The organism is Streptomyces sp. NPDC048288, assembly GCF_043201555.1.
In the GTDB taxonomy this organism is placed as follows: Bacteria; Actinomycetota; Actinomycetes; order Streptomycetales; family Streptomycetaceae; genus Streptomyces.
In genome coordinates, this window is sequence record NZ_JBICZD010000005.1 from 128,762 (window position 1) to 153,954 (window position 25,193).

Sequence of the window (25,193 nt, forward strand, 5' to 3'; positions counted from 1 at the left end):
CAGGGCGCCGGTTACCGTACCCGGCAGTAACCGGATCACGCCCCAGGAGGCCCCCATGCCGCAGCTCGAAGTCGCCGGAGCGACGCTGGCGTACGACGACGAGGGCCCCCGCGACGGCGCCGCCGCGCCCCTGGTGTTCATCCACGGCTGGACCGCGAACCGGCACCGCTGGGACCACCAGCTGGCCCACTTCGCCGCGGACCGCCGGGTGATCCGCCTCGACCTGCGCGGCCACGGCGAGAGCACCGGAGCCGGGGTGAAGACCGTCGCCGAGCTGGCCCAGGACGTCGTCGCCCTCCTCGACCACCTGGAGGTGGACCGTTTCGTCCCCGTCGGCCACTCCATGGGCGGCATGATCTCCCAGACCCTCGCGCTCACCCACCCCGCGCGGGTCGAGCGGATGGTCCTGGTCAACTCCATCGGCCGGATGACGTACAGCCGCGGCCGGGGACTGCTGATGGCGGCCTCCACCCTGGTGCCTTACAAGCTCTTCGTCGCCACCAACATCCAGCGGGCCTTCGCCCCGGGGTACCCCAAGGAGGAGATCCGTGAGCACGTCCGGTCCTCCGCCGGCACCCCGCGCGAGGTCGTGATGACGCTCTACGGCGCCATGCGGGCCTTCGACGTCCTCGACCGGGCCGGCGAGATCGCCGCGCCCACCCTGATGGTGCACGGCTACCACGACATCCAGCTGCCGGTGCGGCAGATGCTGCGGATGGCCAAGGCCTACCAGGACGCGGAGGTCCGGATCATCGACGCGGGTCATGAGCTGCCGGTGGAGCGGCCCGCAGAGCTGACGGCGGCGGTGGAGCGGTTCGTGGGCGTGAAGCCGTAGCGCGAGGCGGCGACAGCACCAGGTGACCGGCGTCGGGCGAGGAGCCCGGCGCCGGTCCGCTTGGGGAACTTTTTGCGCTTGGCCTGTTCCGGGTGGGCCGGGCCCGCCGTGGGGCGGGTTCGCGGCCCTCGCGCGGGCAAAGCGCGGCCGAAAGAGGGAGCCGGTCCGGCCGTCCGTGTTACGGCCAGGTTGACCGGCCGGGGTCCCGGGCGCACGCTCGTTATATAGGTGCTGAATACAAGTGGTTCGCTCGGGCAATCGCCTCCGCCGTGGAACCGCAGGTGGCGCGGCGTGCCCGGCTGACCGGCAGCAGGAGGTAACGCATGTGTGGCATCACCGGCTGGGTCTCCTTCGACCGTGACCTCACCACCGAGACGCGCGCATTGGATGCAATGACGGAGACCATGGCCTGCCGCGGTCCCGACGACCGGGGCACCTGGAGCGAGGGCCCCGCGGCCCTCGGCCACCGCCGGCTCGCGATCATCGACCTGCCCGGCGGCCGCCAGCCCATGTCGGTCCGCACCCCGGACGGCACCGTCGCCATGGTCTACTCCGGCGAGGCCTACAACTTCACCGAACTGCGCCGTGAACTCACCGACCGCGGCCACGAGTTCACCACCGACTCGGACACCGAGGTGGTGCTCCGCGGCTATGTGGAGTGGGGCGACACGATCGCCGAGCGGCTCAACGGCATGTACGCCTTCGCCGTCTGGGACGGCCGCCACGACAAGCTCGTGATGATCCGCGACCGCATGGGCATCAAGCCCTTCTACCTGTATCCGACCCCCGACGGCGTCCTGTTCGGCTCCGAACCCAAGGCGATCCTGGCCAACCCGCTGGTCCGCCCGCGGGTCGGCCTGGACGGCCTGCGCGAGCTGTTCACCATGGTCAAGACCCCCGGCCACGCCGTGTGGGAGGGCATGCGCGAGGTCGAGCCCGGCACCGTCGTCACCGTCGACCGCCACGGCCTGCGCACCCGGGTCTACTGGCGGCTGGAGACCCGCCCGCACCCCGACGACCGCGACACCACCGTCGCCAGGGTCCGCGAGCTGCTCGACGACATCGTGCGCCGCCAGCTGGTCGCCGACGTGCCCCGCTGCACCCTGCTCTCCGGCGGCCTCGACTCCTCCGCGATGACCGCGCTCGCCGCCCGGCAACTCGCCGCCCAGGGCGAGAAGGTCCGCAGCTTCGCCGTCGACTTCGTCGGCCAGACCGAGAACTTCGTCGCCGACGAGCTGCGGGGCACCCCGGACACCCCCTTCGTGCACGACGTGGCCCGGCTCGCCCGCACCGACCACCAGGACATCGTCCTCGACGCGGGCAGCCTCGCCGACCCCGCCGTCCGCGAACGCGTGATCCGGGCCCGCGACCTGCCGGCCGGGTTCGGCGACATGGACGCCTCGCTCCTGCTGCTGTTCAAGGCCGTCCGCGACCAGTCCACCGTCGCGCTGTCCGGGGAGTCCGCCGACGAGGTGTTCGGCGGCTACCTGCAGTTCTTCGACGAGGGCGCCCGCACCGCCGACACCTTCCCCTGGCTTTTCCAGTTCGCCCGGCACTTCGGCGACGACTCCGACGTCCTGCGCGCCGACCTCGCCAAGTCCCTCGACCTGGAGACCTACGTCGCCGACTCCTACCACTCCGCCGTCACCGGCATCCAGCGCCTCACCGGCGAGAGCGACTTCGAGTTCCGCATGCGCCGGATGAGCCATCTGCACCTCACCCGCTTCGTGCGCGCCCTGCTCGACCGCAAGGACCGGATGAGCATGGCCGTCGGCCTGGAGGTCCGGGTGCCGTTCTGCGACCACCGGCTCGTCGAGTACGTCTACAACGCGCCCTGGGCCCTGAAGTCCTTCGACGGCCGTGAGAAGACCCTGCTGCGCGAGGCGACCCGGGACGTCCTGCCGCAGTCGGTGTACGACCGGGTCAAGAGCCCCTACCCGTCCACCCAGGACCCGGCCTACGGCAAGGCCCTCCAGGAGCAGGTCAAGGATCTGCTGGCCCGTCCCGGCCACCGGGTCTTCGACCTCGTGGACCACGAGAAGGCGGAGCGGGCCGCGAACCGGCCCGAGCTGACCACCCAGGCCGCCCGGCGCGGACTCGAACGCACCCTCGACCTGGCCCGGTGGATCGACCTCTACGCCCCGGAACTCACCCTCTCCTGAGCCCGCTCAGCCCGCGTCCGACGCCTCGGCGACGGCCCCGCGGCCGTCGTCGTCCGCCGGGCACGAGCTGCCGTCGGGCGGCAGCGTGCCGTACAGCAGATAGTCGTCGACCTTGCCGTGCACGCACCGGGAGGACGTGTACCCGGTGTGGCCGTCACCCCGGTTGTCCAGGACCACGGCCGACGGCCCGAGCCGCTTCGCCGTCTCGACCGCCCAGCTGTACGGTGTCGCCGGGTCGCCGCGGGTGCCCACCAGCAGGATCGGCGCGGAGGGCACGTCCTTGACCTGCTCACGGATGAAGTCCGTGCCGCGCGGCCGGCCGTAGCAGAGCAGCACCTGGGTGAGCCGGAACCGGCCGAACACCGGGGACGCCTGCTCGTACTCCTTCTTCAGCCGGGCGACGTCCGCGGTGAGCCGCGCGGCGCTCGGCCGGTCGGGGTCGTCGGCGCAGTTGATCGCCATCAGGGCCGCCGACAGGTTGTCGCTGGGGATGTCCGCGCTGTCGACCAGCCCGCCGCCCCGCCGCGTCCCGGACGGGACGGCATAACCGCCGGACGCGAAGTTCTGCACCCCCCGGGTGTCCCCGTCATCGGTGAGCGAGGCCAGCGCCCGCGCCAGCCGCGACCACAGGTCCCTGCTGTACAGCCCCTCCCCGAGGGCGTCCACCAGGTCCTGACCGGAGAACGAGCCGCCGAAGTCGGACGGCACCGGGTTCTCGTCCAGCGAGCGGATCAGCCGGACGACCGCGTCCCCGGCCTTGCGCCGGTCCTGCCCGAACGGACACCCCAGGTCGGTGACGCACCAGTCCAGGAAGTCGTCCAGCGCCGTCTGCTGCCCCCGGGCACCGGCCACCCCCTGCTCGGCCAGCGACTCGGTCAGCGTGTCCACGCCGTCCAGGGCCATCCGGCCCACCTTGTGCGGGAACTGCGCCGCGTACACCGCGCCCAGCTTGGTGCCGTAGGAGAAGCCTAGGTAGTTCAGCTTGTCGTCGCCGAGCGCCTGCCGGATGACGTCCAGGTCCCGGGAGGCGTTCACGGTGCCTATGTGGGACAGCACGGGCCCGGAGTGCTCGGTGCACCGGACCGTCAGCCGCTTCAGCGCGTTCATCAGGGCCTGCGGATGGGCGACGTCCGGGGGCTTGTCCGAGCTGTCCCCGTCCGAGGGCCCGCCTGTGTCGTCGCCGCAGCTCACGGGGGAGGAGCGGCCCACCCCGCGCGGATCGAAGCCGACCACGTCGTAGCCGTTGGTCAGGTCCATGTAGTCCTTGCCGGCGATGCCGAGCTGGCTGACGCCCGAGCCGCCCGGGCCGCCGAAGTTCAGCAGCACCGAACCCCGGGACTTTCCGGTCGCCCGGTAGCGGGAGAGCGCCAGATCGAGGGTGCCCGCGGCCGGCCGCGCGTAGTCGAGGGGGACGGTGACCCTGGCACACTGCATGTCCTTGGGCAGCTCCTGGTCCTTGCACGCCGTCCACCGGACCTTCTGCCCGTAGAACCGGGTCAGGTCGGGCTCCTTGCTCCCCGCCGCCTCGGCCGCCGCGGGCACGGGGAGCCCCGCGCCGAGCAGCGCCAGCGCGACGGCTCCGGCGCCGGCGCAGCGCCGCAGGGCGGGCCGGGTACGGGGCACGGCAGGCATCGAGAGCCTCCAGGGACGCTCCGTGACGGACCGGAAACAGGGCTTTCGCTCACCATAAGCGGGCTCCGGAGGCCACGCCTCCCGGCGGGCGGGGCGGGCCGGGAGGCCGTATTCTCCGCGCGATCACCCGCTTCCGGGCCCCTTGCATATTTTTGCCACTGGTTCGATACCAGTGTCACTCAATGGGGTGAAAGAGGGATAAGCCATAACTCGGATGGTTCGTCTGCGTTTTAACCGTTGCGGGCGAGCGCCCGCAATCATGTCTGGAAGGCAGGGAACCTATGAAACGGGTTACCCGAAACGGTGTGATCGCCGTCGCCGCCGCCTCCGGTGCGATGGCCGTGGCGGTCCCCTCCTGGGCCGACTCGGGCGCGAACGGCACCGCGGCCGGCTCGCCGGGGGTGATCTCCGGCAACGGCATCCAGTTGCCGGTCCACCTCCCGGTCAACGTGTGCGGGAACACCGTGAACGTGGTGGGGCTGCTCAACCCGGCGGCGGGCAACACCTGCGCCAACGAGGGCGGCGGCCATGGCGCGCCCGGCGGCTCGGCCACGTCCGGCGGTGCGTCCGCGCAGGGCACGGAGAAGGACTCGCCCGGGGTGATCTCCGGCAACGGCATCCAGTTGCCGGTCGATCTCCCGGTGAACGTCAGCGGCAACAGCGTCAACGTGGTCGGCGTCCTCAACCCGGCCATCGGCAACACCTCCGTGAACACCTCCGGCGACCACCCGAGCCCGCCGGAGCCCCCCGCCCCGGAGCCGCCGAAGACCCAGCCGCCCGCCCCGGAGCCGCCGACCGCGCCGCCGCCGGTCAAGCACCACCCCGGCCCCAGGACGGACCACCTCGCCGTCCCGCCGGCCCCGGCGGGCACCCTCGCCCACACCGGTACGGACCTGACGGCTGCGGCCGTCGCGGGCAGCGCGGCGCTGCTGCTCGCCGGCACCGCGCTGCACCGGCGGTTCCGCCCCGGCCGGACGGACTGACCGTCCGCCCCGGACAGCGGGGCGGGCCGACGCGCCGCGCATCCGCAGGCCCCACCGGACCCGACCGGTGGGGCCTGCGTCGTGCCGGGACGCATCGCCCCCTCCTGGCCGAGTGCCCAACGCACGCGCCGGAAACGTGTGTTGGGCACGTCGGCGGCTTGATCCCGGCGTGACGCGGCGCCCGGTGATCGGAAAGGATGGTGCGGACGCGGTGCCGGTCACCGCGCCGCCCGCCCGCCCGACCCGCCACGGAATGGACCGCGCCGATGACCTCCCCGGCCCCCCAGGACCTCGTCGTCACCCAGGCCACGCTCGACGACTGGCCGGTGATCGGCGGCTGGGCGGCGGACGAGGGCTGGAACCCCGGTCTCTCGGACGGCCCCGCCTTCTTCGCCCAGGACCCCGAGGGGTTCTTCATCGGCCGGATCGACGGGGAACCGGTGTCGGCCATATCCGTGGTCACCTACGGCGCCGACTACGCCTTCCTCGGCTGCTACCTGGTCCGCCCCGACCTGCGCGGCCACGGCCACGGCCTCACCACCTGGAAGACCGCGCTGGCCCACGCGGGCACCCGCACGGTCGGCCTGGACGGCGTGGTGGCCCAGCAGGACAACTACCGCCAGTCCGGCTTCGAACTCGCCCACCGCACCGTCCGGTTCGTGGGCGAGGCTCCCGCCCCCGAGGCCGCGGCCGGCGTCCGCCCCGCCCGCACCGCCGACCTGGCGGCCCTCACGGCGTACGACAGCGCCTGCTACCCGGCCGACCGGCCGCGCTTCCTCGCCGCCTGGCTGACCGGCGCGGGCCGCCACGCGGTCGTCCGCCACGACGGCGACCGCATAACCGGCTACGGCGTGCTCCGCCCCGGCCGCGACACCCTGCGCATCGGCCCCCTCTTCGCCGACACCGCCGACGACGCCCGCGCCCTGTTCGCCGCGCTCACCGCCGAGGCGGCCGGCGCCCCCGTCGCCATAGACGTCCCCGAGACCAACGCGGCGGCCGTCGCCCTCGCCGAGGCGGCCGGTCTCACCCCCTCCTTCGAGACCGCCCGCATGTACACGGGCCCGGTCCGCGACCACGCCCGCGAGCGGGTCTTCGGGGTGACGACGCTCGAACTCGGCTGACCCGCCGCCGGGCGGACGTGCCGGGCCGAGCGCGGGTAAATGCGTTGCCGCCGCCGGGCACGGATGCTGAAGTACTCGGATGGATCTTCAAGCAGTGCTCGCCCGCTACGACCGTGACATCCGCGAGGGCGCCCGGCCCGACGGCCCCGGCGCGCGCGTCGAACGCGTCGGCGCAGTGGTGCGACAGGCCGCGGACGCCGAAGGCTGGAACGGGGTCCTCTGGTCGGCGCTGGACGAGACGACCGCGGACCGTGCGATCGCCGAGCAGATCGACTTCTTCCGGCGCCTCGGCCACGAGTTCGAGTGGAAGCTCTACGGGCACGACCTCCCGGGGGACCTCGGCGCCCGGCTCGTCGCGGCCGGGTTCCGACCGGAGCCGGAGGAGGCGCTGATGGTCGCCGAGGTCGCCGGGCTGGGCCTCGACGCCGAACTCCCGGAGGGCGTACGGGTGGTGCCCGCGGTGGACGCGGCGGGCGTCGATCTCGTGATCGACGTGCACGAGAAGGCCTTCGGCACGGACGGATCCCGGCTGCGGCACCGGTTGCTGGCGCAGCTGGCCGAGCAGCCCGACAACGTCGTCGCCGTCGTGGCGCTGGCCGGGGACGAGCCGGTGAGCGCCGCGCGGATGGAGCTGGTGCCGGGCACGCGGTTCGCCGGGCTGTGGGGCGGCGGCACGGTGGAGGGGTGGCGGGGGCGGGGGGTGTACCGCGCCCTGGTCGCTCACCGCGCCCGTGTCGCCGCGGACCACGGATATCGGTATCTGCAGGTGGATGCGTCCGCGATGAGCCGGCCGATTCTCGAACGGCTCGGGTTTCATGTGCTGAGTACGACTACGCCGTACGTCTTCGCGCCGTAGGCCGGGTACGGGCCGGGTGTGCCGCCTACCGGCGTGATTTGGCTCGGTCGAGGGCCGATACGCCGAATGCGGCCAGGGCGATCTGGATGAACCACTCGATCCAGTCGGGGCCCTTGGTGTCGGCCACGCCGAAGCCGGCCGCGATGGCCGAGCCCAGCAGCGCCGCCACGATGCCGACGACGATGGTCCACAGCAGGCCGATGTGCTGGCGACCGGGGACGACCAGGCGCCCCAGTACACCGATGATGGCGCCGATGATGATGGCACTGATGATGCCCGAGATCTCCATGTCCGCCCCTCTTCGTCGGTACCCCGCTGAAGTCCAATCTGCCCGCTCATCCGGGACCCAGTCCCGTCCGGTTGTTACAGCGGTTTTCTGTTCATCGGTCGGACATGCCATGTACCTTTCAATGAGTCGACGCGTGTAGAAATCTCAAGCAGGTTCTACGCGCGCAGAGTTGGCGCCCGCACCGCCTCTACCCCACCCCTCATGGAGGTTCGCCGGATGCTTGGATCCAGCAGATCCCGCCACAGACTCACCACCGCCCTGGCCGGGTTCGCCCTGCTCGTCACCGGAGCCGCCCTCCAGGTCGGCACCGCCGCCACCCCCGCCCACGCGGCCACCACCTACCGGGTCCTGTTCGACGACGGCCATGCCGAGGAGGCGGGCAACGCGGACTGGATCATCTCCACCAGCAAGCCCGACCCGCTCTCCCAGGACTCCTCCCCGTCCTCGGAGACCGACTGGACCGGCGCGCTCTCCTCGTGGGGCGTCGACCTCCAGCAGACCGGCAGCTACAGCATGAAGACCGCCACCAGCGCGCTGACGTACGGCGGTTCGTCGACGACCGACCTGTCGAACTTCGACGCGCTGGTGCTGCCCGAGCCCAACACGCTGTTCACGACCGCCGAGAAGACGGCGATCATGAACTTCGTGAACAACGGCGGCGGTCTGTTCATGATCTCCGACCACACCGGGGCCGACCGCAACAGCGACGGCTACGACGCGGTCGAGATCCTCAACGACCTGATGACCAACAACAGCGTCGACTCGACCGACCCGTTCGGCTTCTCGATCGACACCCTCGACATCAGCTCCGGCTACCCGGCCGCGATCAGCGACAGCAGCGACCCGGTCCTGAACGGCACCTACGGCACCGTCACCAAGAGCCTGATCGCCGACGGCACGACCGCCACCCTCAAGCCCGCCGACAACTCGTCGGTCAAGGGCCTGGTGTACCGCAGCGGTTACTCCGGCAACACCGGCGCCTTCTTCGCCACCAGCACCTTCGGCAGCGGGCGGGTCGCCTTCTGGGGCGACAGCTCCCCGATCGACGACGGCACCGGCCAGTCCGGCAACACGCTGTACGACGGCTGGAACGACTCCGGCGCCACCAACGCCGCCCTCGCCCTGAACGCCACCGCCTGGCTGACCGGCGCGAGCAGCGGCAGCAGCGGCGGCGGAGGGGGTGGCGGCGGCACCTGCACCTCCGCGCAGCTCCTCGGCAACCCCGGCTTCGAGTCCGGCAATACCACCTGGACCGCCACCAGCGGGGTCATCACCAGCTCCAGCAGCGAGGCGGCCCGCACCGGCTCCTACAAGGCCTGGCTCGACGGCTACGGATCCGCGCACACCGACACGCTGTCCCAGTCGGTGACCATTCCGTCCGGCTGCTCCGCGACGCTCAGCTTCTATCTGCACATCGACACCGCGGAGACCACCACCAGCACCGCCTACGACAAGCTGACGGTCACCGCCGGATCCACCACCCTGGCCACGTACTCCAACCTCAACGCGGCCTCCGGATACGTCCTCAAGAGCTTCGACGTCTCCTCCCTGGCCGGCACTACGGCCACCATCAAGTTCTCCGGTGTCGAGGGTTCGACCCTCCAGACGTCCTTCGTCATCGACGACACCGCGCTCAACGTGAGCTGAGCGGGACGGACGGTTCCGGCAGGCCTGCCGGAACCGTCCGCTCCACCGCGTTCCAGCCGGACACCCGCACCTGCGGCGCCGAGCCGTGCAGGTCGGCATTGCGGTAGGTGGCCGTCAGGGTTGCCGTCTCGCCCGGCCAGAGGCTGACCTCGTTGTCCGACCACCGGACCGGCAGTACGGGCTTGCCGTTCGCATCGACCAGATGGACGTCCGTCAGCAGGGCCGGCGTCCTGCCGGTGCCCGCGTTGCGGACGGTGACCGTGGTGGTCGAGGTGCCGTCGGCCTCCGTCGTCGACGCCGTGGCCGTGACCGGGACCTGGGCCATGGACGACAGCCCCGTGAGGTCCGCGTAGCTCGTCGTGGGGGTGTAGTACCAGTCGGTCTTCGCCCAGTCGAGGGTGTCCGGCTTGGTCGAGAGCCAGTAGACGTTGCGGCTCACCTCCCTGCCGTCGGCATCCGTGAGGGTCAGCCGGGCCAGATAGGTGGACGACAGTCCGCTCACCGACGCCGGCAGGGTGAGCGCGGTGGTGCGCGCCCCGTCGCCCCCGACCGAGACACCGCTGACGGTCTGGTCGTACTTCTGGGTGCCGTCGGGGTTGAAGAGGGTGGCCCGAACCGTGAGCCGGGAGGCCGGGGCGGGCCGGTTGCCGACCACCACGACCGAGCGGTCGTCGTAGGAGTACTGGACGTGCAGGGGCTCGTTGGCCTTCTTCGCGCCGAAGTAGGCGCCGCCCTGGTCGAGGTAACGGTCCATCAGCTGCCAGTGCAGCGATGTCCAGCCGCTGTTGAACATCCAGTACACGACCCCGGTGGACGGCTTCGAGGCGTCGGTCTGGTTGCGTCCGTACGCCTCGTACTGGGCGCGGACGTTCTCGTACTGGGCGAGCTGGGCCTTCCTGACGTAGTCGGTGAGGCTCTTCGGGGCGCCGTAGCGGCCGGTGAGGGCGGCGTCGTAGATCTTCAGGGTGCCGAAGGTCGCGGACGGCGAGCGGTGGTATTGCTTGGCGCCCGGGTTCTTCCAGAGGGTGTCGAGTTCGGCCGGGGTCATCATCCGGCGCAGGGTGTCGAGGGTGGGGATGTCCGGGCCCGCGCTGGTCTCGGAGTTGAAGCCGGTGGCGCCGCCCTCGCGCTTGGCGTACCAGTAGCCCGGCGGGACCCAGTCGTAGGGGCCGGTCATCTTCATGCCCGAACCGCCCAGCTGGGGAGCCGACTTGGCGGAGGCGGCGGGCACCACCGGGGTGGCCCAGTCGGCGGCGTCGAGAGCGTCCAGATAGTTCTTCTCGATCTTCGCGTCGGGCGCGGCGTCGCTGCCGATCAGGAAGGAGACCACGCTCGGGTGGTCACGCAGCCGGGCGGCCTCGGCTGCCATCGAGGCCTGGGCGACCGAGTAGTCGGCGGCGGTCCACTTCTCGCCGCTCTCGCCGGGGTTGGTCTGCCCCTCCCACTTGTCGCAGCACTCCCAGCCGGGGAGGGTGAGGACGCCGAGGCGGTCGGCGAGGCCGAAGAACTCGTCGGGCTCGATGTGGCCTTCCAGCCGGATGGTGTTCAGGCCCAGGTCCAGGGCGTACTTCAGACGGTCCTCGACATAGGTGCGGTCCCAGCGCAGGAACTCGTCCGGTGACCAGCCGCCGCCCTTGATCAGCAGCCGGCGGCCGTTGATCGAGTACTGGCGGGCGCCGTCGGAGTTGAGCGGGGCCCGCACGTCCCGGATGCCGAAGCTCTCGTGGGCGTTGTCCGAGGCCGTGCCGGTGACGGACGCGGTGAGGTCGAGGTCGTAGAGCGGCTGGCCGCCCATGCCCGCGGGCCACCACACCTTCGGGGAGGTCAGGTGCAGGCCGGGGGTGTCGGCGGGGGTGAAGGTGACGGTCCTGGTCTGGTGGGCGGCGAGTTCGACCGACCGGGTGAGGGTGACCCCGGCGACGGTGCCGGAGACCTCGGCGGTGACCGGCGTGTCCGAGTCGTTGCGGGCCTCGGCCTTCACCGTCAGGTCGGCCGTCGCGAGGGACGGCACCGCGAGCTTCGTGACCACGTGCGCGTCGCGCAGCGCGACCGGGCCGCCGCGCCGGACCAGGACGTCACGGACGATGCCCATGTTCTGGTCGGGCGGGGGCTGGAGCCAGTCGAGCCAGCCCATGGTGAGGTTCTTGTTCGGGTTGTTGGGCTGGACGCGGAAGGCGACCGTGTTCGTGCCGGACGTGACCAGGGAGGTGACGTCCAGTTCGTGGTGGGTGTAGGCGCCGGTGACCTCGTCGGTGGTGGCGACCCGGTGGCCGTTGACGTACACGTCGGCCGCCGAGATCACGCCGCTGAAGTCCAGGTAGGTGCGGTGGGAGGGGTCCGTGACCGTGAAGTCGCTGCGGTACCACCACGGCACCTGGAAGGGCGACTTGGGGATCTTCTGGAGGTTGGTGGAGACGAACGGGTCGTCGTACACGCCGTCGGCGAGCAGCGCGGCCAGCACCGTGGAGCGGGGGCCCGCCGGATACCAGCCCTTCGCCGGGTAGCCGGGGGAGGAGACCGCTGTGGCGGAGTCGCCCACCTCGGCCGTCGACCGGATCGCGTAGCCCGACAGGGGGGTGGCGGAGCCCGCGGCGGACGGCACCCGGGTGACCCCGGGGTGGCCGTGCGAGCGGGAATCGGAGGTGGCCCCGGCCGGGTTCCTGGCGCCGGCCCAGGCGCTCGTGTTGAGTGAACAGAGCAGGCCCAGGGCCACGGCGGCGGTGGCGAGGCGGTGTCCGGGGGCGGGGCGAGGGAACACGATGGTCTCCAGGCTCGTAAAGTTAGGAAACTTTACTAACCCGGCTCAAGCTAGGGTCCCGAGAGGGGCATGTCAATCACCGTGGCGTCCGCGCGAGTTGGCGCCGCCGGTTTCCGGAGGCCGCCGACCTGTGCGCTCGGGACGCGGCCGGCCCGCGCTCTCGGGGCGTGGCCGACCCGCAGTCTCAGGAAGTCGCCGACCTGCGCTCGAAGACCAGGTCACGGGCGGTCCCGAGGGCCGTGGCCACCGCGCCCAGCAGCACCGCGTCCTCGCCGAGCCGGCTGGGCGCGAGCTTCGGGCGCAGCGGTGTGAGCGTGCGCAGATGCTCCCGCACGGGACGCAGCAGGAGGTCGACGCTGTGGCCGACCCCGCCGCCCAGCACCACCAGGTCCGGGTCGAGCACGGCCGCCGCGGCCGCCACCGTGTGCGCGATCCGCTCGCCTTCGAGACGTACCGCCTCCACGGCCGCCCGGTCGCCCTGGCGGGCCGCGTCGAACACGGACTTCGCGGTGAGCTGCCCGCTCATCCCCAGCCGCCGCGCCGTCTCCACCACGGCCACCCCCGACACGGCGTCCTCCAGCCGCTCGGGCCCCCGCTGCTGCCCGGGCCAGGGCAGGAAGCCGATCTCCCCGGCGAGGCCGTGCGCCCCCGTGAACAGCCGCCCCTCGCTGACCACGCCCATCCCGAGGCCGGTGCCGATCATGATGTACGCGAAGAGCCGGCTGCCCGCCCCGACCCCGTAGGTGTACTCGCCCAGCGCCGCGAGGTTGGCGTCGTTGTGCACCTCCAGCGGCACGCCCAGCTCCTCGCGCATCCGGTCGAACAGCCCGGCGCGCCCCCAGCCCGGCAGATGCATCGCGTACCGCACCCGCCGCTGCCGCTCGTCGTACACCCCCGGCGTGCCCACCACCCCGTGCACCACCTCGGCCGGGTCCACCCCCGAGTTGGCGACGACCTGTCGGGCGGTGGCGACCAGCAGGTCCGCCATCGCGCCCGAGCCGCGGGCCCGGTTGCGCACCTCCGAGCGGGCGACCAGGGTGCCGTCGAGATCGGCGACCGCCACCCGCAGCCAACTACGCCCGACGTCGATGCCGAGCGCGTACCCGGCCGCCGGGTCGGGGGCGTACAGCACGGCCGTGCGGCCGCGCTCGGGGGCGTGGGTGCCGACCTCGTGGACCAGGCCCGCCGACTCCAGGGCGGCCAGGGCGCTGGAGACCGTCGGCTTGGACAGGCCGGTCTCGCGGGCCAGTTGGGCCCGGGAGGCGGAACCGAGCGCACGCAGCCGGTCCAGCAGCAGCCGCTCGTTGGTGCTGCGCAGTCGCTGCCGGCTCCAGGGCTGTTCCTGCTGCTCTACGACGTCGCTGGCGGCCATCACACCATTCTCACCGATTCCCGACGCATACTTGACGCATCTAGTAAGGCTCCTTAACTTTATCGGCCATCCCGCCCTCTCGGCCGAAGTCCTCTCCGTGTCCTCTCCGTGCCCCTTCCGCCCCGCCCCAGGAGCCCCGCCATGTCCGGTAGTCCCGGTAGTCCCGGCACCGCGCCACCCACGGGTGGCTTCGTCCGGCGCGTCGGCCTGTTCCAGGCCACCGCCATCAACATGAGCCAGATGTGCGGCATCGGCCCGTTCGTGACCATCCCGCTGATGGTGGCCGCGTTCGGCGGCCCCCAGGCCGTGATCGGCTTCGTCGCGGGCGCGGTGCTCGCCCTCTGCGACGGCCTGGTGTGGGCCGAGCTCGGCGCCGCGATGCCCGGCTCCGGCGGCAGTTACGTCTATCTGCGCCAGGCCTTCCAGTACCGCACCGGACGCCTGATGCCGTTCCTGTTCGTGTGGACGGCGATGCTCTTCATCCCGCTGATCATGTCCACCGGCGTGGTCGGCTTCGTCCAGTACCTGGGCTATCTCGCCCCCGACCTCGGAAAGACCTCGGGCGACCTGGTCGGGCTCGGCATCATCGCCCTGGTGGTGTTCCTGCTCTGGCGGGGCATCGAGCACATCGCCCGGATCACCGCCGTCATGTGGGCGGTGATGATCGCCTCGGTGGTGCTGGTGATCGCCGCCGCGGCCAGCGACTTCAGCCCGCACCTGGCCTTCACCTACCCGTCGGGCGCCTTCGACCTGACCAGTGACCACTTCTGGCTCGGCTTCGCCGCGGGCCTGACCATCGGCATCTACGACTACCTCGGCTACAACACCACCGCGTACATGGGCGCCGAGATCAAGGACCCCGGCCGCGCCCTGCCGCGCTCCATCCTGTTCTCCATCGTCGGCATCATGGCGATCTACCTGCTGCTGCAGATCGGCACGCTCGGCGTCATCGACTGGCACCGCATGACGAACCCCGACGACATCGCCTCCACGTCGGTGGCCTCGGCGGTCCTGGAGAAGACCTGGGGCAAGGGGGCCGCCGACACGGTCACCGTCCTGATCCTCATCACGGCCTTCGCCTCGGTCTTCACCGGGCTGCTCGGCGGCTCCCGGGTGCCCTACGACGCCGCCCGCGACCGGGTCTTCTTCCGGCCGTACGCGAAGCTCCATCCCAGGCACCGCTTCCCGATGCTGGGCCTCGCCACCATGGGCGTGATCACCGCGATCGGCTTCCTGATCGGCCGCCACACCGACCTGGCCACCCTCATCCAGCTCCTCACCACGGTGATGGTGATCGTCCAGGCGCTGGCCCAGATCGTGGCGCTCACGGTGCTGCGCCGCCGGCAGCCGGCGCTGAAACGGCCGTACCGGATGTGGCTCTACCCGGTGCCGAGCATCGTCGCCTTCGTCGGCTGGTGCGTGATCTACGGCTACGCCGACAAGAACTCCCCGGGCCGTCACCCCATCGAATGGTCGCTGGCCTGGCTCGCCCTCGGCTGTGTGGCGTTCGTGCTGTGGGCGCGGTTCGAGAAGGTGTGGCCGTTCGGCCCGAAGGACATCGCCGAGGACTACCTGGCACCCGACGAGGACGAAGCGGTCGTGGTGTAGTCTCCCCGGCAGACGTCAGCCTCACCCGGCGCGGGCAACTCCCGCCGGGTGAGGCTTTTTTCATGACCGACACCACCGATACGGACGTCGCCGTCCGCACCGCCGCCCCCGCCGACCGCGCCACCGTCGGACGGCTGTGGCTGATGTTCCGCCACGACCTGTCCGGGTTCCGCCGGCTGCTGCCCCGCCCCGACGGCACGTTCCGCGACGAACGCGTCGAGGACGCCTTCTCCTCGCCCGACTGGGCGCCCTACCTGTTCGTCCGGGGCGAGCACCCGGTCGGCTTCGCGTTCGTGCGCGGACTGGGCGCGCCCGTGCGGGTCCTCAACAGCTTCTTCGTGGTGCGCGGCGCCCGCCGGACCGGGATCGGCCTGCGCGCCGTCCACGAGGTGCTCACCCGGCATCCGGGCAGCTGGGAGGTCGCCTTCCAGTACGAGAACCCCGGTGCCGTCGCCTTCTGGCGGCGGGTCGCGGCCCAGGCCGCCGGGGACGCCTGGGCGGAGGAGCCCCGCCCGGTGCCCGGCCGGCCGGAGCTGCCGCCGGACGTGTGGATCTCGTTCGGCGTGCGGGGCCGAGCGCCTGGCGCCGGGCGCCCAGATTGACATGCAGGTGATTGCCTGCATAACGTTGGGTGTGCGATCAGAGGACGACAGTGCGATGGACAAGGTCTTCAGGGCGCTGGCCGACGACACGCGCAGACGGTTGCTCGACCGGCTGCACGAGCAGAACGGCCAGACACTGGGCGAGCTGTGCGGGCACATCGCGATGACCCGGCAGTCGGTGACCCAGCATCTGGCCGTCCTGGAGGCCGCGAACCTGATCAGCACGGTGCGGCGGGGGCGGGAGAAGCTGCACTACCTCAACCCCGTGCCGCTCCACGAGATCCAGGAGCGGTGGATCGACAAGTTCGAGCGCCCGCGCCTGCGCGCGCTCGGCGACCTGAAGCGACGAGCCGAGGAAGCCATGAGCGACAAGCCCAGCTATGTATACGTCACCTACATCGCCGGCACCCCGGAGAAGGTCTGGGACGCCCTCACGGACGCCGACCTGACCGCCGCCTACTGGGGGCACTCCAACGTCTCCGACTGGCGCCCCGGATCCCGCTGGGAGCACGTCCGCACCGACGGCTCCGGCATCGCCGACGTGGTGGGCACCGTCGTCGTGAGCGAGCGCCCGACCCGGCTGGTCACCACCTGGGCCGCGCCCGAGCACGAGGGGGAGCCGGACCGCCACTCCCGGGTCACCTTCGACATCGAGCCGCACGCCGGCATCGTCAGGCTCACCGTCACCCACGAGGAACTGAACGACGAGGACGAGCTGCGGGCCGTCTCGTCCGGCTGGCCGGCCGTCCTGTCCAACCTGAAGTCCCTCATCGAGACCGGCGGCCCGCTCCCGCAGGAGCCCTGGCTGGTGCCCGGCCGGTGAGCGGGCGGCGGGGCCGGTCCGCCGTCACCGGACCGGCCCCGCATCCTCCTTTCCGAGGAGGTGCTCGATGGCGCCTACGTCGCGGGCGTCCGCCTGGCCGCCGCGGCGCACACCAGCCCGAGGCAGAGGGCCAGCGCGCCGATGATGACGTTGTTGATGATGACGCCCGTGTCCGGGCTGCTGCCGACCACCCAGGGCGCGATGATCATCCAGATGCCCATGGCGCACATGGCCCAGCTCAGGCCGTACATGCGCTCCGGGGCCCGGGTGAATCCGAGTGCCAGCAGTCCTATCGCTATGCCCATGATCAGGTTGTGCGTCATGAGCGCGGGCTGGCTCGCCGAGTAGTGGAGGATCCACGGGGACGCCGCGCAGTACAGACCGAGCAGGAACACCGGTCCGTCCACGAGTGCCACATCACGACCGCCGAGCATGCGGGCGTAGCGCTCCCGCATCTCGGAGACGTCGGGGTGGCTGGTTATGTCACTTCTGCCGTGCGAGACGTTGGCCATGACTCGTCTCCTTTGACTTGCAGGCCTGACCGCGTCTGAAGCGTGCGGTATACGCCGCTTACTATCATTCTGCTCTTATTTCTTCTTTATGTGTAGCTCTCGGCGCGGTCAGCCGCGCTCGCGGGCCCGGCGGAACCGGTCGAGGCCCTCCGCGAGGTCGACGACCGGGTCCGGGTAGTCGAGCGCCGCCCGCTCGGCTCCGCGCAGCTTCCACGGCTCGTGCACCCTCGCGCCCGGCAGGCCGGCCAGCTCCGGCACCCAGCGCCGGACGTACGCGCCGTCCGGGTCGTAACGCCTCGCCTGGGCCACCGGGCTGAGGACGCGGTTGGGGCGGGTGTCCGTGCCGGTGCCCGCCACCCACTGCCAGTTGAGCTGGTTGTTCGCCACGTCCCCGTCGACCAGCAGGTCCAGGAAGTGCCGGGCGCCCACCCGCCAGTCGACGTACAGCGTCTTGGCGAGGAAGCTCGCGGTGAGCAGCCGGCCGCGGTTGTGCATCCAGCCCTCCGCCGCCAGCTGGCGCATCGCCGCGTCGACGACGGGGTACCCGGTGCGTCCCGTACGCCACGCCTCGACGTCCGCGCCGGCGGCGGTCCCGGTGCGCCAACGGTCCTGCCGGGTGCGGTAGTCGGCCGTGGCCGCCGTCGGTCGCGCGGCCAGCACCTGGCGGTGGAACTCGCGCCAGGCGAGCTGCCGTACGAACGCCTCGGCGCCCGGGCCGCCCGCCCGCCGGGACCGGTGGACCAGTTCGACGGGGGAGAGGGTGCCGAAGTGCAGGTGCGGCGAGAACCGGGAGGTGGCGTCGCCGGTCAGGTCGTCGTGGCGGTCCTCGTACGTGGCGAGGTCCGAGCGGAGCCAGGCGGTCAGCCGGGCGCGGCCCGCCGTCTCGCCGCCGGGGGCCAGGTTTCGCGACACCCCGGACAGCGCGGCGCGGTCCGGCAGCGGTTCGGATCCGACGCCCTCCGGGACCCGGACCGTGCGGGGCGCGGCCAGGGCGTCCCGCAGCGGCTGCCGCGACCACTGCCGGAAGTACGGCGTGAACACCGCGTAGTGGTCCCGGCCGGCCGGTGTCACCGCGCCGGCCGGGACCGCCGCCGTCACCGCGTCGTGGACGTGCAGCCGCCGGCCGTCCGCCGCCAGGGCCCGCCGCAGCCGCTCCTCCCGGCGCTGCGCGTACCCGCTGACGTCGGCCGCCAGGTGCACCTCCCCGGCGTCCGCCTCGGCGGCGGCCTTGCACACCTCCTCGACCAGGTCGCCGGAGCGCACCACCAGCCGGCCCCCGCGCTCGCGCAGCCCCGCGTCCAGGTCGCGCAGACAGTCGGCCAGGAAGGCCAGCCGGTTCGGGACCGCGAACCCGGCCCGCTCCACCGCCCGGTCCCGCACGAACAGGGGCACGATCGCGCGGGACCCTTCGAGGGCCGCCCGCAGCGGCGGGTGGTCGTGCAGACGCAGATCCGCGGTGAACAGGACGACCGAGACGTTCATGGTGCGACTCCGGGAACGGGGGCGAAACCCCCAGGCTTTCACCTCTCCGCGCCCCGGCGGCGGACCGGTGGCCGCGCCCCTCCGGCGTTTCCGGCATGTCCGCGTCGATCCGGGGCAGCCGAACGGGTACGGCGACGTCGACCGCGGAGGTGAGGGCCGGTATGGGCGCGAGGGTGTTGCAGCGATTTCCCGCCGGGGCTCCCCGGGGATCATGGCCGGCCGAGGAGTACGCGGCCGAGTGCCGGGCCCTGGGCGAGCCGGCGACCGTGGTCATGGACCTGAGGACGGACGCCTTCCTGGTCGTGGTCCCCGGCCCGGACGAGGACTGACCGTCACCGGGGAAGCGGCTGCTCGGCCCAGATGGTCTTGCCGCGCTCGCCGTAGCGCGTCCCCCAGTTCTGGGTGAGCCGGGTGATCAGGTAGAGGCCGCGTCCGCCCTCGTCCGTCTCCTGGGCCCGCCGCACGTGCGGCGAGGTGCTGCTGCCGTCCGACACCTCGCAGATCAGGCTCTGGTCCCGGATCAGGCGCAGGGTGATCGGCTCGCCGCCGTAGCGCAGCGCGTTCGTCAGCAGCTCGCTGACGATCAGCTCGGTGGTGAACGACTCCTCCGCCAGCCCCCACACCGCCATCTGACGTGCGGTCAGCTCCCGTGCCCGGCCCACCATCAGGTCCCGCGCCTCGATCTCCCAGGTGACATGGGAGTCCGGCGCGAGCCCGGTCATCCGGGCCACCAGGACGGCCACGTCGTCCTGGTGGCCCGGCGGCAGCAGCTCGCGGACCAGCGTGTCGCACACCTCCTGCGGCGCGGCCGACGCGGACGTGCGGGCCAGCACCTCGCGCATCCGGCGCAGCCCGGTCTCGAAGTCCTGGGACCGCGACTCCAGCAGCCCGTCGGTGTAGAGGACCAGCAGATCCCCGTCGCCCAGGGTGATCTCCCGCTCCTCGAACACGACACCGCCCAGCCCCAGGGGCGGCCCGCCGGGCAGGTCGACGAAGGAGACCCCGCCGTCCGCCGACACCACCGCCGGGGGCGGATGGCCCGCGCGGGCGAGCTGGCAGCGGCGCGACACCGGGTCGTACACGGCGTACAGACAGGTCGCCCCGGTCACCAGGGACACCTCGTCACCGCGCTCGTCGAGGAAGCGGTTCAGCTGGTCGTCCAGATGGGTGAGCACCTCGACCGGCGACAGGTCGAGATCGGCGAGCGTGCGGACGGCGCCGCGCAGCCGCCCCATGGTCACGGCCGACTGCAGACCGTGGCCGACCACGTCGCCCACCACGAGCGCCACCCGGGCGCCGGACACCGGGATCACGTCGAACCAGTCCCCGCCAAGCCCGGTGTGCTCGCTGGCCGGCAGATAGCGCGACGCGGTCCGCACCGCCGACGGCGACGGCAGCCGCTGGGGGAGCAGGCTGCGCCGCAGGGTCCGGGCCGTGGTGCGCTCCCGGTGGTAGCGGCTGGCGTTGTCGACGCACACCGCCGTACGGGTCACGATCTGCTCGGCCAGCAGCACGTCGTCGGGCTCGAACCGGCGGGGGCTGCGGGAGCGCATGAAGACGGCGGTGCCGAGTGCCACCCCCCGGGCGAGCATGGGGACCAGCAGCCAGGAGTGCACCTCGGGCCCGCCGTCCGGGGACGGCGGCGGACACACGACGCCCGGGCGGGTGCGCAGCCGCTCGTCGTCATCGGTGAGGAGAACGGACGTGCCCTTCGTCAGGGCGTCCAGGAACGGTGAGCCGGGCGCGGTCGCCGCCGTGTCGAGATCGCCCACCCGCACCGTCCCGTCCCCGGTCCCGCCGTCCGGACCCGGCTCCTCCGGGGTCCCGCCGGACGCGGCCCGACGCAGCCGCGGGGCGCGCGGCTGCTCGTCCTCGGCCGGCTCGTCCTCGGCGAAGACGGAGTCCAGCAGGTCCACCTGGCAGACGTCGGCGAAGCGGTCCACCGCGACCTCGGTCAGCTCCCGGGCCGTCTGCCAGAGGTCCAGGGAGGTGCCGATCCGGGTGCCCGCCTCGTTCGCCAGCATCAGCCGCTCGCGGGCGCGGACCTGCTGGGTCACGTCGGAGACCACATGGCCCAGCGCGATCACCGCTCCGGAGGGGTCCCTGAGCGGCAGGATCGACTCCGACCACACGTACTCGCGCGGCGAACCGGGCACCGGGTGGCCCTCGACCTCGGTGTCGATGAGGGCCTCGCCGCTCTCCAGCACCTGCCGCTGCCGGAGCTCCAGGGCGTCGAAGTCCAGCAGTCCGGGCGGTGCCATCTCGCGCATCGTGTGCCCGGAGTACTCGCTCTCCCGGAACACCCCGGCGCGACGCTCCGTGAGGTTCTGGCCGATGAACCGGAGCCGGGTGTCGAAGAGGTCGATATGGAAGGGGGTGTCGGTGAACAGCCCCTTCAACAGGGCGCGCCCGTACTCGTAGATGCGGAACGTCTCCGTGCCGACCGCCTGCACCAGCCACTGCCGCTCACCGTCGGCGGAGGTGAGGGGGCGTGCCCAGACCTCTGCCCCAAGGGGCTGTCCGTCGCGCCGCCGCAGCGCCACCGTCCCCCGGCGCAGGCCCTCCTCCCACCGGCGGGCGAGGTCCGCCGCGTCCGCGGGGTCGTGGAGCAGTTCGTCCGCGCGACGGCCGAGCACCTCCCGCGCCGGGTGGCCGAGCAGCCGCTCGGCTCCCGGCCCCCAGGCCGCCACCCGGGCGCGGGCGTCCAGCAGGACCTCCGCCTCGCCCCCGGGCTCCGGGAGCTCACCGCGGCCGTCGAAGGTGATGTCGTGCATCCTCACCTCGGGCACATCCGTGCCGGACTAGGGACATGGGTGTTTTGAGGTAATTGTGCAATTGATGATACCGGGCCCCCCTTCGCCGGGGCGCTCGTTCCCGGTCGGATGCGGCCGGACGAATTCTTGACCGCCGCTGCGGCCTCCGCGATGCTGTGTTGCGAAACACGAGATGCGTGCCGCATTGGGCAACATCTCGCCACCTCTGTCAGCCGAGGAGTGGCCATGTCTCAGCAGGTCCGTGCCGTCGTCGCGCGGAGCAAGGGCGCCCCCGTCAGCCTGGAAACCATCGTGGTGCCCGATCCCGGCCCGGGTGAGGCGGTGGTCAGGATCGAGGCCTGCGGGGTCTGCCACACCGATCTGCACTACCGCGAGGGCGGGATCAGTGACGACTTCCCGTTCCTGCTGGGACACGAGGCGGCCGGGGTCGTCGAGGAGGTCGGCGCCGGGGTCACCGACGTGGCACCCGGGGACTTCGTGATCCTCAACTGGCGTGCCGTGTGCGGCCAGTGCCGGGCCTGTCTGCGCGGGCGGCCGTGGTACTGCTTCAACACCCACAACGCCAAGCAGAGGATGACCCTGACCGACGGTAGGGAGCTCTCGCCCGCGCTCGGCATCGGTGCCTTCGCCGAGAAGACGCTGGTGGCGGCCGGGCAGTGCACCAAGGTCGACCGGCGCGCGTCGGCGGCGGCCGCCGGGCTGCTGGGCTGCGGGGTGATGGCCGGCCTCGGCGCCGCCCTCAACACCGGCAACGTCGGGCGCGGGGACAGCGTCGCCGTGATCGGCTGCGGAGGCGTGGGTGCCGCCGCGATCCTCGGCGCGAACCTGGCCGGCGCGGCGAAGGTCGTCGCGGTGGACATCGACGACCGCAAGCTGGAGACGGCGCGCACGCTCGGCGCCACCCACACGGTCAACTCCAAGGAGACCGACGCCGTCGACGCGGTGCGCGAGCTGACCGGCGGCTTCGGCGCCGACGTCGTCATCGAGGCCGTGGGCCGCCCGGAGACCTACCGGCAGGCCTTCTACGCCCGTGACCTCGCCGGCACCGTGGTGCTGGTCGGCGTGCCCACCCCGGAGATGAAGCTGGAGCTGCCGCTCCTCGACGTGTTCGGCCGCGGCGGGTCGCTCAAGTCGTCCTGGTACGGGGACTGTCTGCCCTCCCGCGACTTCCCGATGCTCATCGACCTGTATCTGCAGGGCCGCCTCGACCTGGATGCCTTCGTCACCGAGACCATCGCCCTGGACGAGGTGGAGAAGGCCTTCGAGCGCATGCACCACGGTGACGTCCTGCGCTCGGTGGTGGTCCTGTGACGGGTGGGGCCCGCATCGAGCGCCTCGTCACCTCGGGCACCTTCTCGCTGGACGGCGGAACCTGGGACGTCGACAACAACGTGTGGCTCGTCGGCGACGACCACGAGGTGATCGTCGTCGACGCCGCCCATGACGCCGACGCGATCCTCGGGGCCCTCGGCGGGCGCACCCTGCGCGCGATCGTCTGCACCCACGCGCACGACGACCACATCGGCGCCGCGCCCGCCCTCGCCGCCCGGACCGGCGCCCCGGTCCTGCTGCACCCCGACGACCTGCCGCTGTGGAAGCAGACCCACCCCGAGCGGCTGCCCGACGCCGAACTCGCCGACGGGCAGCGCCTCCAGGCGGCCCGCACCGAACTGACCGTGCTGCACACCCCGGGCCATGCGCCGGGCGCGGTCTGCCTGTACGCACCGGGGCTGTCCGCCCTCTTCAGCGGCGACACCCTGTTCGCCGGCGGGCCGGGGGCCACGGGGCGGTCGTACAGCGACTTCCCCACCCTCGTCGGGTCGATCCGGGAGCGGCTCCTCACCCTCCCCGGCGACACGGTCGTATACACCGGGCACGGGGACGGTACGACCGTCGGTGCCGAGGCACCGCATCTCCAGGAGTGGATCGACCGCGGTTTCTGACCGCGCCGCGACGCAGCGGCCCTGCCCCGGCGGCCGACCCCTTCGGCCGGCCCCGGGGCAGGGCCGTCGCGGCACTTGGAGGGGAGACTGTTTCCCCTGTTCAACCATGGTTTCGAGGATGCTTCGGCGTGCCCGCGCGACCGTCGTGGAGGCCCGCCCAAGCCGACGGGTGAACTCCTTGACAACGCTTCGGAACCGCCCCCAAACTGACGTTGCGCTCATCGCAATCCGTTTCGCTATACGCACCGAGGTGTCATGAAGATTCCCGCGTGCCGTCTCGCGGATCTGCCGCGAGGCGAGGCCCACCGGCTCGACATCGAGCCGCCCGTGTCGGTGTTCCACACCGACGACGGCGAGCTCTTCGCCATCGACGACACCTGCACCCACCAGGACGCCTCGCTCGCCGACGGCTGGCTGGAGGGCTGTGAGGTGGAATGCCCCCTGCACGCCTCCACGTTCGACCTCAGGACCGGCGCCGTGGACGCACCCCCGGCCAAGCTCCCGGTCCGCACCCACGAGGTCGTCGTCGAGGACGGCACGGTCTACGTCCGGCTCTCCACCGACGCCCCCAACTTGCCGCCGTGCGTCAGCGCCCGCCTCGCCGGAGGCCCCGCGTGAGGACCGTGGCCGTGGTGGGCGCCTCGCTGGCCGGGCTGTCGGCCGCGCGCTCGCTGCGGCGGCGGGGGTACGACGGCCGGCTGGTCGTCATCGGCGACGAGACCCATCGCCCGTACGACAGGCCGCCGTTGTCCAAGGAGTTCCTGGCCGGCACCCTCGGCGAGGCGGACCTCGCGCTGGAGCGGGACGACGAGGAACTCCACGCGGAGTGGCTGCTCGGAGCCCGGGCCACCGGGCTCGACCGCACCGCGCGGGCGATCCGGCTCGCCGACGGCCGGGAGGTCCGCGCCGACGGAGTGGTCCTCGCGACCGGTGCCGCCGCCCGCACCCTGCCCGGCACCGAGGGCCTCGCCGGGGTCCATGTGCTGCGCACCCTCGACGACGCCCGCGCCCTGCGCGACGACCTCGCCCGGGGCGGCCGACTGGTGGTGATCGGCGGCGGGTTCGTCGGCGCCGAGGTCGCTGCCACCGCGTACGCGCTCGGTCTCGACGTCACCGTGATCGAGGCGGCGCCGACCCCGCTGGCCGGGCCGCTCGGCGAGACCATGGGCGCCGTCGTCTCCGGCCTGCACGCCGACCACGGGGTGCGGCTGCTGTGCGGGGTGGGGGTCAAGGGACTGAGCGGCGAGCGCCGGGTGGCGGCCGTACTGCTGGAGGACGGCCGCAGCGTGCCCGCCGACACCGTCGTCGTCGGCGTCGGCGCGCGCCCCAATGTCGACTGGCTGGAGGGCTCCGGCATCACGCTCGACAACGGGGTGAAGTGCGGCGCCGACGGACGCACCGGCCTGGCCGGGGTGGTCGCGGTCGGCGACTGCGCCAACTGGTACGACCCGCACACCGGCACCCACCGCCGGGTCGAGCACTGGACCGGCGCGCTGGAACGGCCGGACGCCGCCGTGGCCACGCTGCTCGCGCACGGCGCGACGGAACCCGGCGTCCCCCGGGCCCCGTACTTCTGGTCCGACCAGTACGGCGTGAAGATCCAGTTCGTCGGCAGCGCGGCCGGGGCCGACAGCGTGACGGTCGAGGCCGGCTCCACCGAGGAGCGCAGCTTCCTCGCCGTCTACCGGCAGGCCGGCCGGCAGGTCGCCGTGCTCGGCATGGACCAGCCGCGGCTGTTCACCCGCGCGCGCAAGCAGTTCACCGCCGCCGCGTCCTGACCCGGCGCCCGCGCCA

At 72.3% G+C, this 25,193-nt stretch carries 21 protein-coding genes; 14 read left to right on the forward strand and 7 right to left on the reverse strand.

Annotation, left to right across the window (positions count from 1 at the left end; genetic code table 11):
• The first annotated feature begins 55 nt into the window (after positions 1-55).
• Positions 56-835 (forward strand): alpha/beta fold hydrolase, encoded by a 780-nt coding sequence (locus ACGFZS_RS19340; RefSeq protein ID WP_393796122.1) that lies wholly within the window; start codon positions 56-58, stop codon positions 833-835.
• A gap of 323 nt (positions 836-1,158) precedes the next feature.
• Positions 1,159-2,997, forward strand: a complete 1,839-nt coding sequence (gene asnB, locus ACGFZS_RS19345; protein ID WP_393796123.1) for an asparagine synthase (glutamine-hydrolyzing) — start codon at positions 1,159-1,161, stop codon at positions 2,995-2,997.
• Between the two features lie 6 nt (positions 2,998-3,003).
• On the opposite strand, the gene ACGFZS_RS19350 is transcribed toward asnB, so the two are convergent.
• On the reverse strand, positions 3,004-4,629 hold the full coding sequence (locus ACGFZS_RS19350) for an alpha/beta hydrolase (protein WP_393796124.1): 1,626 nt from the start codon (positions 4,627-4,629) through the stop codon (positions 3,004-3,006).
• Positions 4,630-4,910: 281 nt separating this feature from the next.
• On the opposite strand from ACGFZS_RS19350, the gene ACGFZS_RS19355 reads away from it, so the two are divergent.
• From ACGFZS_RS19355 to ACGFZS_RS19365, 3 genes are all read left to right on the forward strand, one after another.
• Positions 4,911-5,612: a chaplin gene (locus tag ACGFZS_RS19355; protein WP_393796125.1), complete on the forward strand. Its 702-nt coding sequence runs from the start codon at positions 4,911-4,913 to the stop codon at positions 5,610-5,612.
• A 266-nt stretch (positions 5,613-5,878) separates the two neighbouring features.
• A complete protein-coding gene (locus ACGFZS_RS19360) occupies positions 5,879-6,733 on the forward strand; it encodes a GNAT family N-acetyltransferase (protein WP_393796126.1) in 855 nt (284 codons plus the stop codon).
• Between the two features lie 79 nt (positions 6,734-6,812).
• Positions 6,813-7,589, forward strand: a complete 777-nt coding sequence (locus ACGFZS_RS19365; RefSeq protein ID WP_393796127.1) for a GNAT family N-acetyltransferase — start codon at positions 6,813-6,815, stop codon at positions 7,587-7,589.
• 25 nt (positions 7,590-7,614) lie between these two features.
• Here ACGFZS_RS19365 and ACGFZS_RS19370 read toward each other — a convergent pair whose 3' ends face one another.
• Positions 7,615-7,878, reverse strand: coding sequence for a GlsB/YeaQ/YmgE family stress response membrane protein (locus tag ACGFZS_RS19370; RefSeq protein ID WP_355728530.1), 264 nt, complete (start codon positions 7,876-7,878; stop codon positions 7,615-7,617).
• Between the two features lie 216 nt (positions 7,879-8,094).
• On the opposite strand from ACGFZS_RS19370, the gene ACGFZS_RS19375 reads away from it, so the two are divergent.
• Entirely contained in the window at positions 8,095-9,525 is a 1,431-nt protein-coding gene (locus ACGFZS_RS19375) for a hydrolase (protein WP_393796128.1), read from the forward strand.
• Here the strand turns inward: ACGFZS_RS19375 and ACGFZS_RS19380 are convergent.
• Together ACGFZS_RS19380 and ACGFZS_RS19385 are read right to left on the reverse strand one after the other, a co-directional pair.
• Positions 9,512-12,283 (reverse strand): exo-beta-D-glucosaminidase, encoded by a 2,772-nt coding sequence (locus ACGFZS_RS19380; protein ID WP_393796129.1) that lies wholly within the window; start codon positions 12,281-12,283, stop codon positions 9,512-9,514. The two genes, ACGFZS_RS19375 and ACGFZS_RS19380, sit on opposite strands and share 14 nt — an antisense overlap.
• 184 nt (positions 12,284-12,467) lie before the next feature.
• Positions 12,468-13,655 (reverse strand): ROK family protein, encoded by a 1,188-nt coding sequence (locus ACGFZS_RS19385; protein ID WP_393796130.1) that lies wholly within the window; start codon positions 13,653-13,655, stop codon positions 12,468-12,470.
• Between the two features lie 141 nt (positions 13,656-13,796).
• Here ACGFZS_RS19385 and ACGFZS_RS19390 point away from each other — a divergent pair, with 141 nt between their 5' ends.
• The 3 genes from ACGFZS_RS19390 to ACGFZS_RS19400 all read left to right on the forward strand — a co-directional run bounded on the left by ACGFZS_RS19390 (position 13,797) and on the right by ACGFZS_RS19400 (position 16,688).
• Positions 13,797-15,263, forward strand: coding sequence for an APC family permease (locus tag ACGFZS_RS19390; protein WP_393796131.1), 1,467 nt, complete (start codon positions 13,797-13,799; stop codon positions 15,261-15,263).
• A 62-nt stretch (positions 15,264-15,325) separates the two neighbouring features.
• Positions 15,326-15,865, forward strand: a complete 540-nt coding sequence (locus tag ACGFZS_RS19395; protein WP_393796132.1) for a GNAT family N-acetyltransferase — start codon at positions 15,326-15,328, stop codon at positions 15,863-15,865.
• A gap of 55 nt (positions 15,866-15,920) precedes the next feature.
• Complete coding sequence (locus ACGFZS_RS19400) at positions 15,921-16,688, forward strand: ArsR/SmtB family transcription factor (RefSeq protein ID WP_393796133.1); 768 nt, start codon at positions 15,921-15,923, stop codon at positions 16,686-16,688.
• A 74-nt stretch (positions 16,689-16,762) separates the two neighbouring features.
• Here ACGFZS_RS19400 and ACGFZS_RS19405 read toward each other — a convergent pair whose 3' ends face one another.
• Both ACGFZS_RS19405 and ACGFZS_RS19410 read right to left on the reverse strand, forming a co-directional pair.
• Positions 16,763-17,200 carry an SPW repeat protein gene (locus tag ACGFZS_RS19405; RefSeq protein ID WP_359213359.1) on the reverse strand — a complete coding sequence of 146 codons (438 nt, stop codon included), beginning with the start codon at positions 17,198-17,200 and terminating at the stop codon, positions 16,763-16,765.
• Positions 17,201-17,308: 108 nt separating this feature from the next.
• Complete coding sequence (locus ACGFZS_RS19410; protein WP_393796134.1) at positions 17,309-18,682, reverse strand: cryptochrome/photolyase family protein; 1,374 nt, start codon at positions 18,680-18,682, stop codon at positions 17,309-17,311.
• A 161-nt stretch (positions 18,683-18,843) separates the two neighbouring features.
• Between ACGFZS_RS19410 and ACGFZS_RS19415 the strand changes: the two genes are divergently transcribed.
• Positions 18,844-19,011 carry a hypothetical protein gene (locus tag ACGFZS_RS19415; RefSeq protein WP_365690747.1) on the forward strand — a complete coding sequence of 56 codons (168 nt, stop codon included), beginning with the start codon at positions 18,844-18,846 and terminating at the stop codon, positions 19,009-19,011.
• Between the two features lie 3 nt (positions 19,012-19,014).
• Here the strand turns inward: ACGFZS_RS19415 and ACGFZS_RS19420 are convergent, their stop codons facing one another.
• Positions 19,015-21,456, reverse strand: a complete 2,442-nt coding sequence (locus tag ACGFZS_RS19420) for a SpoIIE family protein phosphatase (RefSeq protein ID WP_393796135.1) — start codon at positions 21,454-21,456, stop codon at positions 19,015-19,017.
• 225 nt (positions 21,457-21,681) lie between these two features.
• Here ACGFZS_RS19420 and ACGFZS_RS19425 point away from each other — a divergent pair, with 225 nt between their 5' ends.
• The 4 genes from ACGFZS_RS19425 (at position 21,682) to ACGFZS_RS19440 (ending at position 25,177) form a co-directional block, all read left to right on the forward strand.
• Entirely contained in the window at positions 21,682-22,767 is a 1,086-nt protein-coding gene (locus ACGFZS_RS19425; RefSeq protein WP_393796136.1) for an S-(hydroxymethyl)mycothiol dehydrogenase, read from the forward strand.
• A complete protein-coding gene (locus ACGFZS_RS19430; RefSeq protein ID WP_393796137.1) occupies positions 22,764-23,399 on the forward strand; it encodes an MBL fold metallo-hydrolase in 636 nt (211 codons plus the stop codon). The genes ACGFZS_RS19425 and ACGFZS_RS19430 overlap by 4 nt, the downstream gene beginning before the upstream one ends.
• 255 nt (positions 23,400-23,654) lie before the next feature.
• Complete coding sequence (locus tag ACGFZS_RS19435; protein WP_393796138.1) at positions 23,655-24,017, forward strand: bifunctional 3-phenylpropionate/cinnamic acid dioxygenase ferredoxin subunit; 363 nt, start codon at positions 23,655-23,657, stop codon at positions 24,015-24,017.
• Complete coding sequence (locus ACGFZS_RS19440) at positions 24,014-25,177, forward strand: NAD(P)/FAD-dependent oxidoreductase (protein ID WP_393796139.1); 1,164 nt, start codon at positions 24,014-24,016, stop codon at positions 25,175-25,177. The genes ACGFZS_RS19435 and ACGFZS_RS19440 overlap by 4 nt, the downstream gene beginning before the upstream one ends.
• Positions 25,178-25,193 lie beyond the last annotated feature (16 nt).

What these genes read in the sequence shown, in the direction of transcription:
- ACGFZS_RS19340 (WP_393796122.1), top strand. Translation starts at nt 56, where the DNA reads ATGCCGCAGCTCGAAGTCGCCGGAGCGACGCTGGCGTACGACGACGAG.
- asnB (WP_393796123.1), top strand. Translation starts at nt 1,159, where the DNA reads ATGTGTGGCATCACCGGCTGGGTCTCCTTCGACCGTGACCTCACCACC.
- ACGFZS_RS19350 (WP_393796124.1), bottom strand. Translation starts at nt 4,629, where the DNA reads ATGCCTGCCGTGCCCCGTACCCGGCCCGCCCTGCGGCGCTGCGCCGGC.
- ACGFZS_RS19355 (WP_393796125.1), top strand. Translation starts at nt 4,911, where the DNA reads ATGAAACGGGTTACCCGAAACGGTGTGATCGCCGTCGCCGCCGCCTCC.
- ACGFZS_RS19360 (WP_393796126.1), top strand. Translation starts at nt 5,879, where the DNA reads ATGACCTCCCCGGCCCCCCAGGACCTCGTCGTCACCCAGGCCACGCTC.
- ACGFZS_RS19365 (WP_393796127.1), top strand. Translation starts at nt 6,813, where the DNA reads ATGGATCTTCAAGCAGTGCTCGCCCGCTACGACCGTGACATCCGCGAG.
- ACGFZS_RS19370 (WP_355728530.1), bottom strand. Translation starts at nt 7,878, where the DNA reads ATGGAGATCTCGGGCATCATCAGTGCCATCATCATCGGCGCCATCATC.
- ACGFZS_RS19375 (WP_393796128.1), top strand. Translation starts at nt 8,095, where the DNA reads ATGCTTGGATCCAGCAGATCCCGCCACAGACTCACCACCGCCCTGGCC.
- ACGFZS_RS19385 (WP_393796130.1), bottom strand. Translation starts at nt 13,655, where the DNA reads ATGGCCGCCAGCGACGTCGTAGAGCAGCAGGAACAGCCCTGGAGCCGG.
- ACGFZS_RS19390 (WP_393796131.1), top strand. Translation starts at nt 13,797, where the DNA reads ATGTCCGGTAGTCCCGGTAGTCCCGGCACCGCGCCACCCACGGGTGGC.
- ACGFZS_RS19395 (WP_393796132.1), top strand. Translation starts at nt 15,326, where the DNA reads ATGACCGACACCACCGATACGGACGTCGCCGTCCGCACCGCCGCCCCC.
- ACGFZS_RS19400 (WP_393796133.1), top strand. Translation starts at nt 15,921, where the DNA reads ATGGACAAGGTCTTCAGGGCGCTGGCCGACGACACGCGCAGACGGTTG.
- ACGFZS_RS19405 (WP_359213359.1), bottom strand. Translation starts at nt 17,200, where the DNA reads ATGGCCAACGTCTCGCACGGCAGAAGTGACATAACCAGCCACCCCGAC.
- ACGFZS_RS19410 (WP_393796134.1), bottom strand. Translation starts at nt 18,682, where the DNA reads ATGAACGTCTCGGTCGTCCTGTTCACCGCGGATCTGCGTCTGCACGAC.
- ACGFZS_RS19415 (WP_365690747.1), top strand. Translation starts at nt 18,844, where the DNA reads ATGGGCGCGAGGGTGTTGCAGCGATTTCCCGCCGGGGCTCCCCGGGGA.
- ACGFZS_RS19420 (WP_393796135.1), bottom strand. Translation starts at nt 21,456, where the DNA reads ATGCACGACATCACCTTCGACGGCCGCGGTGAGCTCCCGGAGCCCGGG.
- ACGFZS_RS19425 (WP_393796136.1), top strand. Translation starts at nt 21,682, where the DNA reads ATGTCTCAGCAGGTCCGTGCCGTCGTCGCGCGGAGCAAGGGCGCCCCC.
- ACGFZS_RS19435 (WP_393796138.1), top strand. Translation starts at nt 23,655, where the DNA reads ATGAAGATTCCCGCGTGCCGTCTCGCGGATCTGCCGCGAGGCGAGGCC.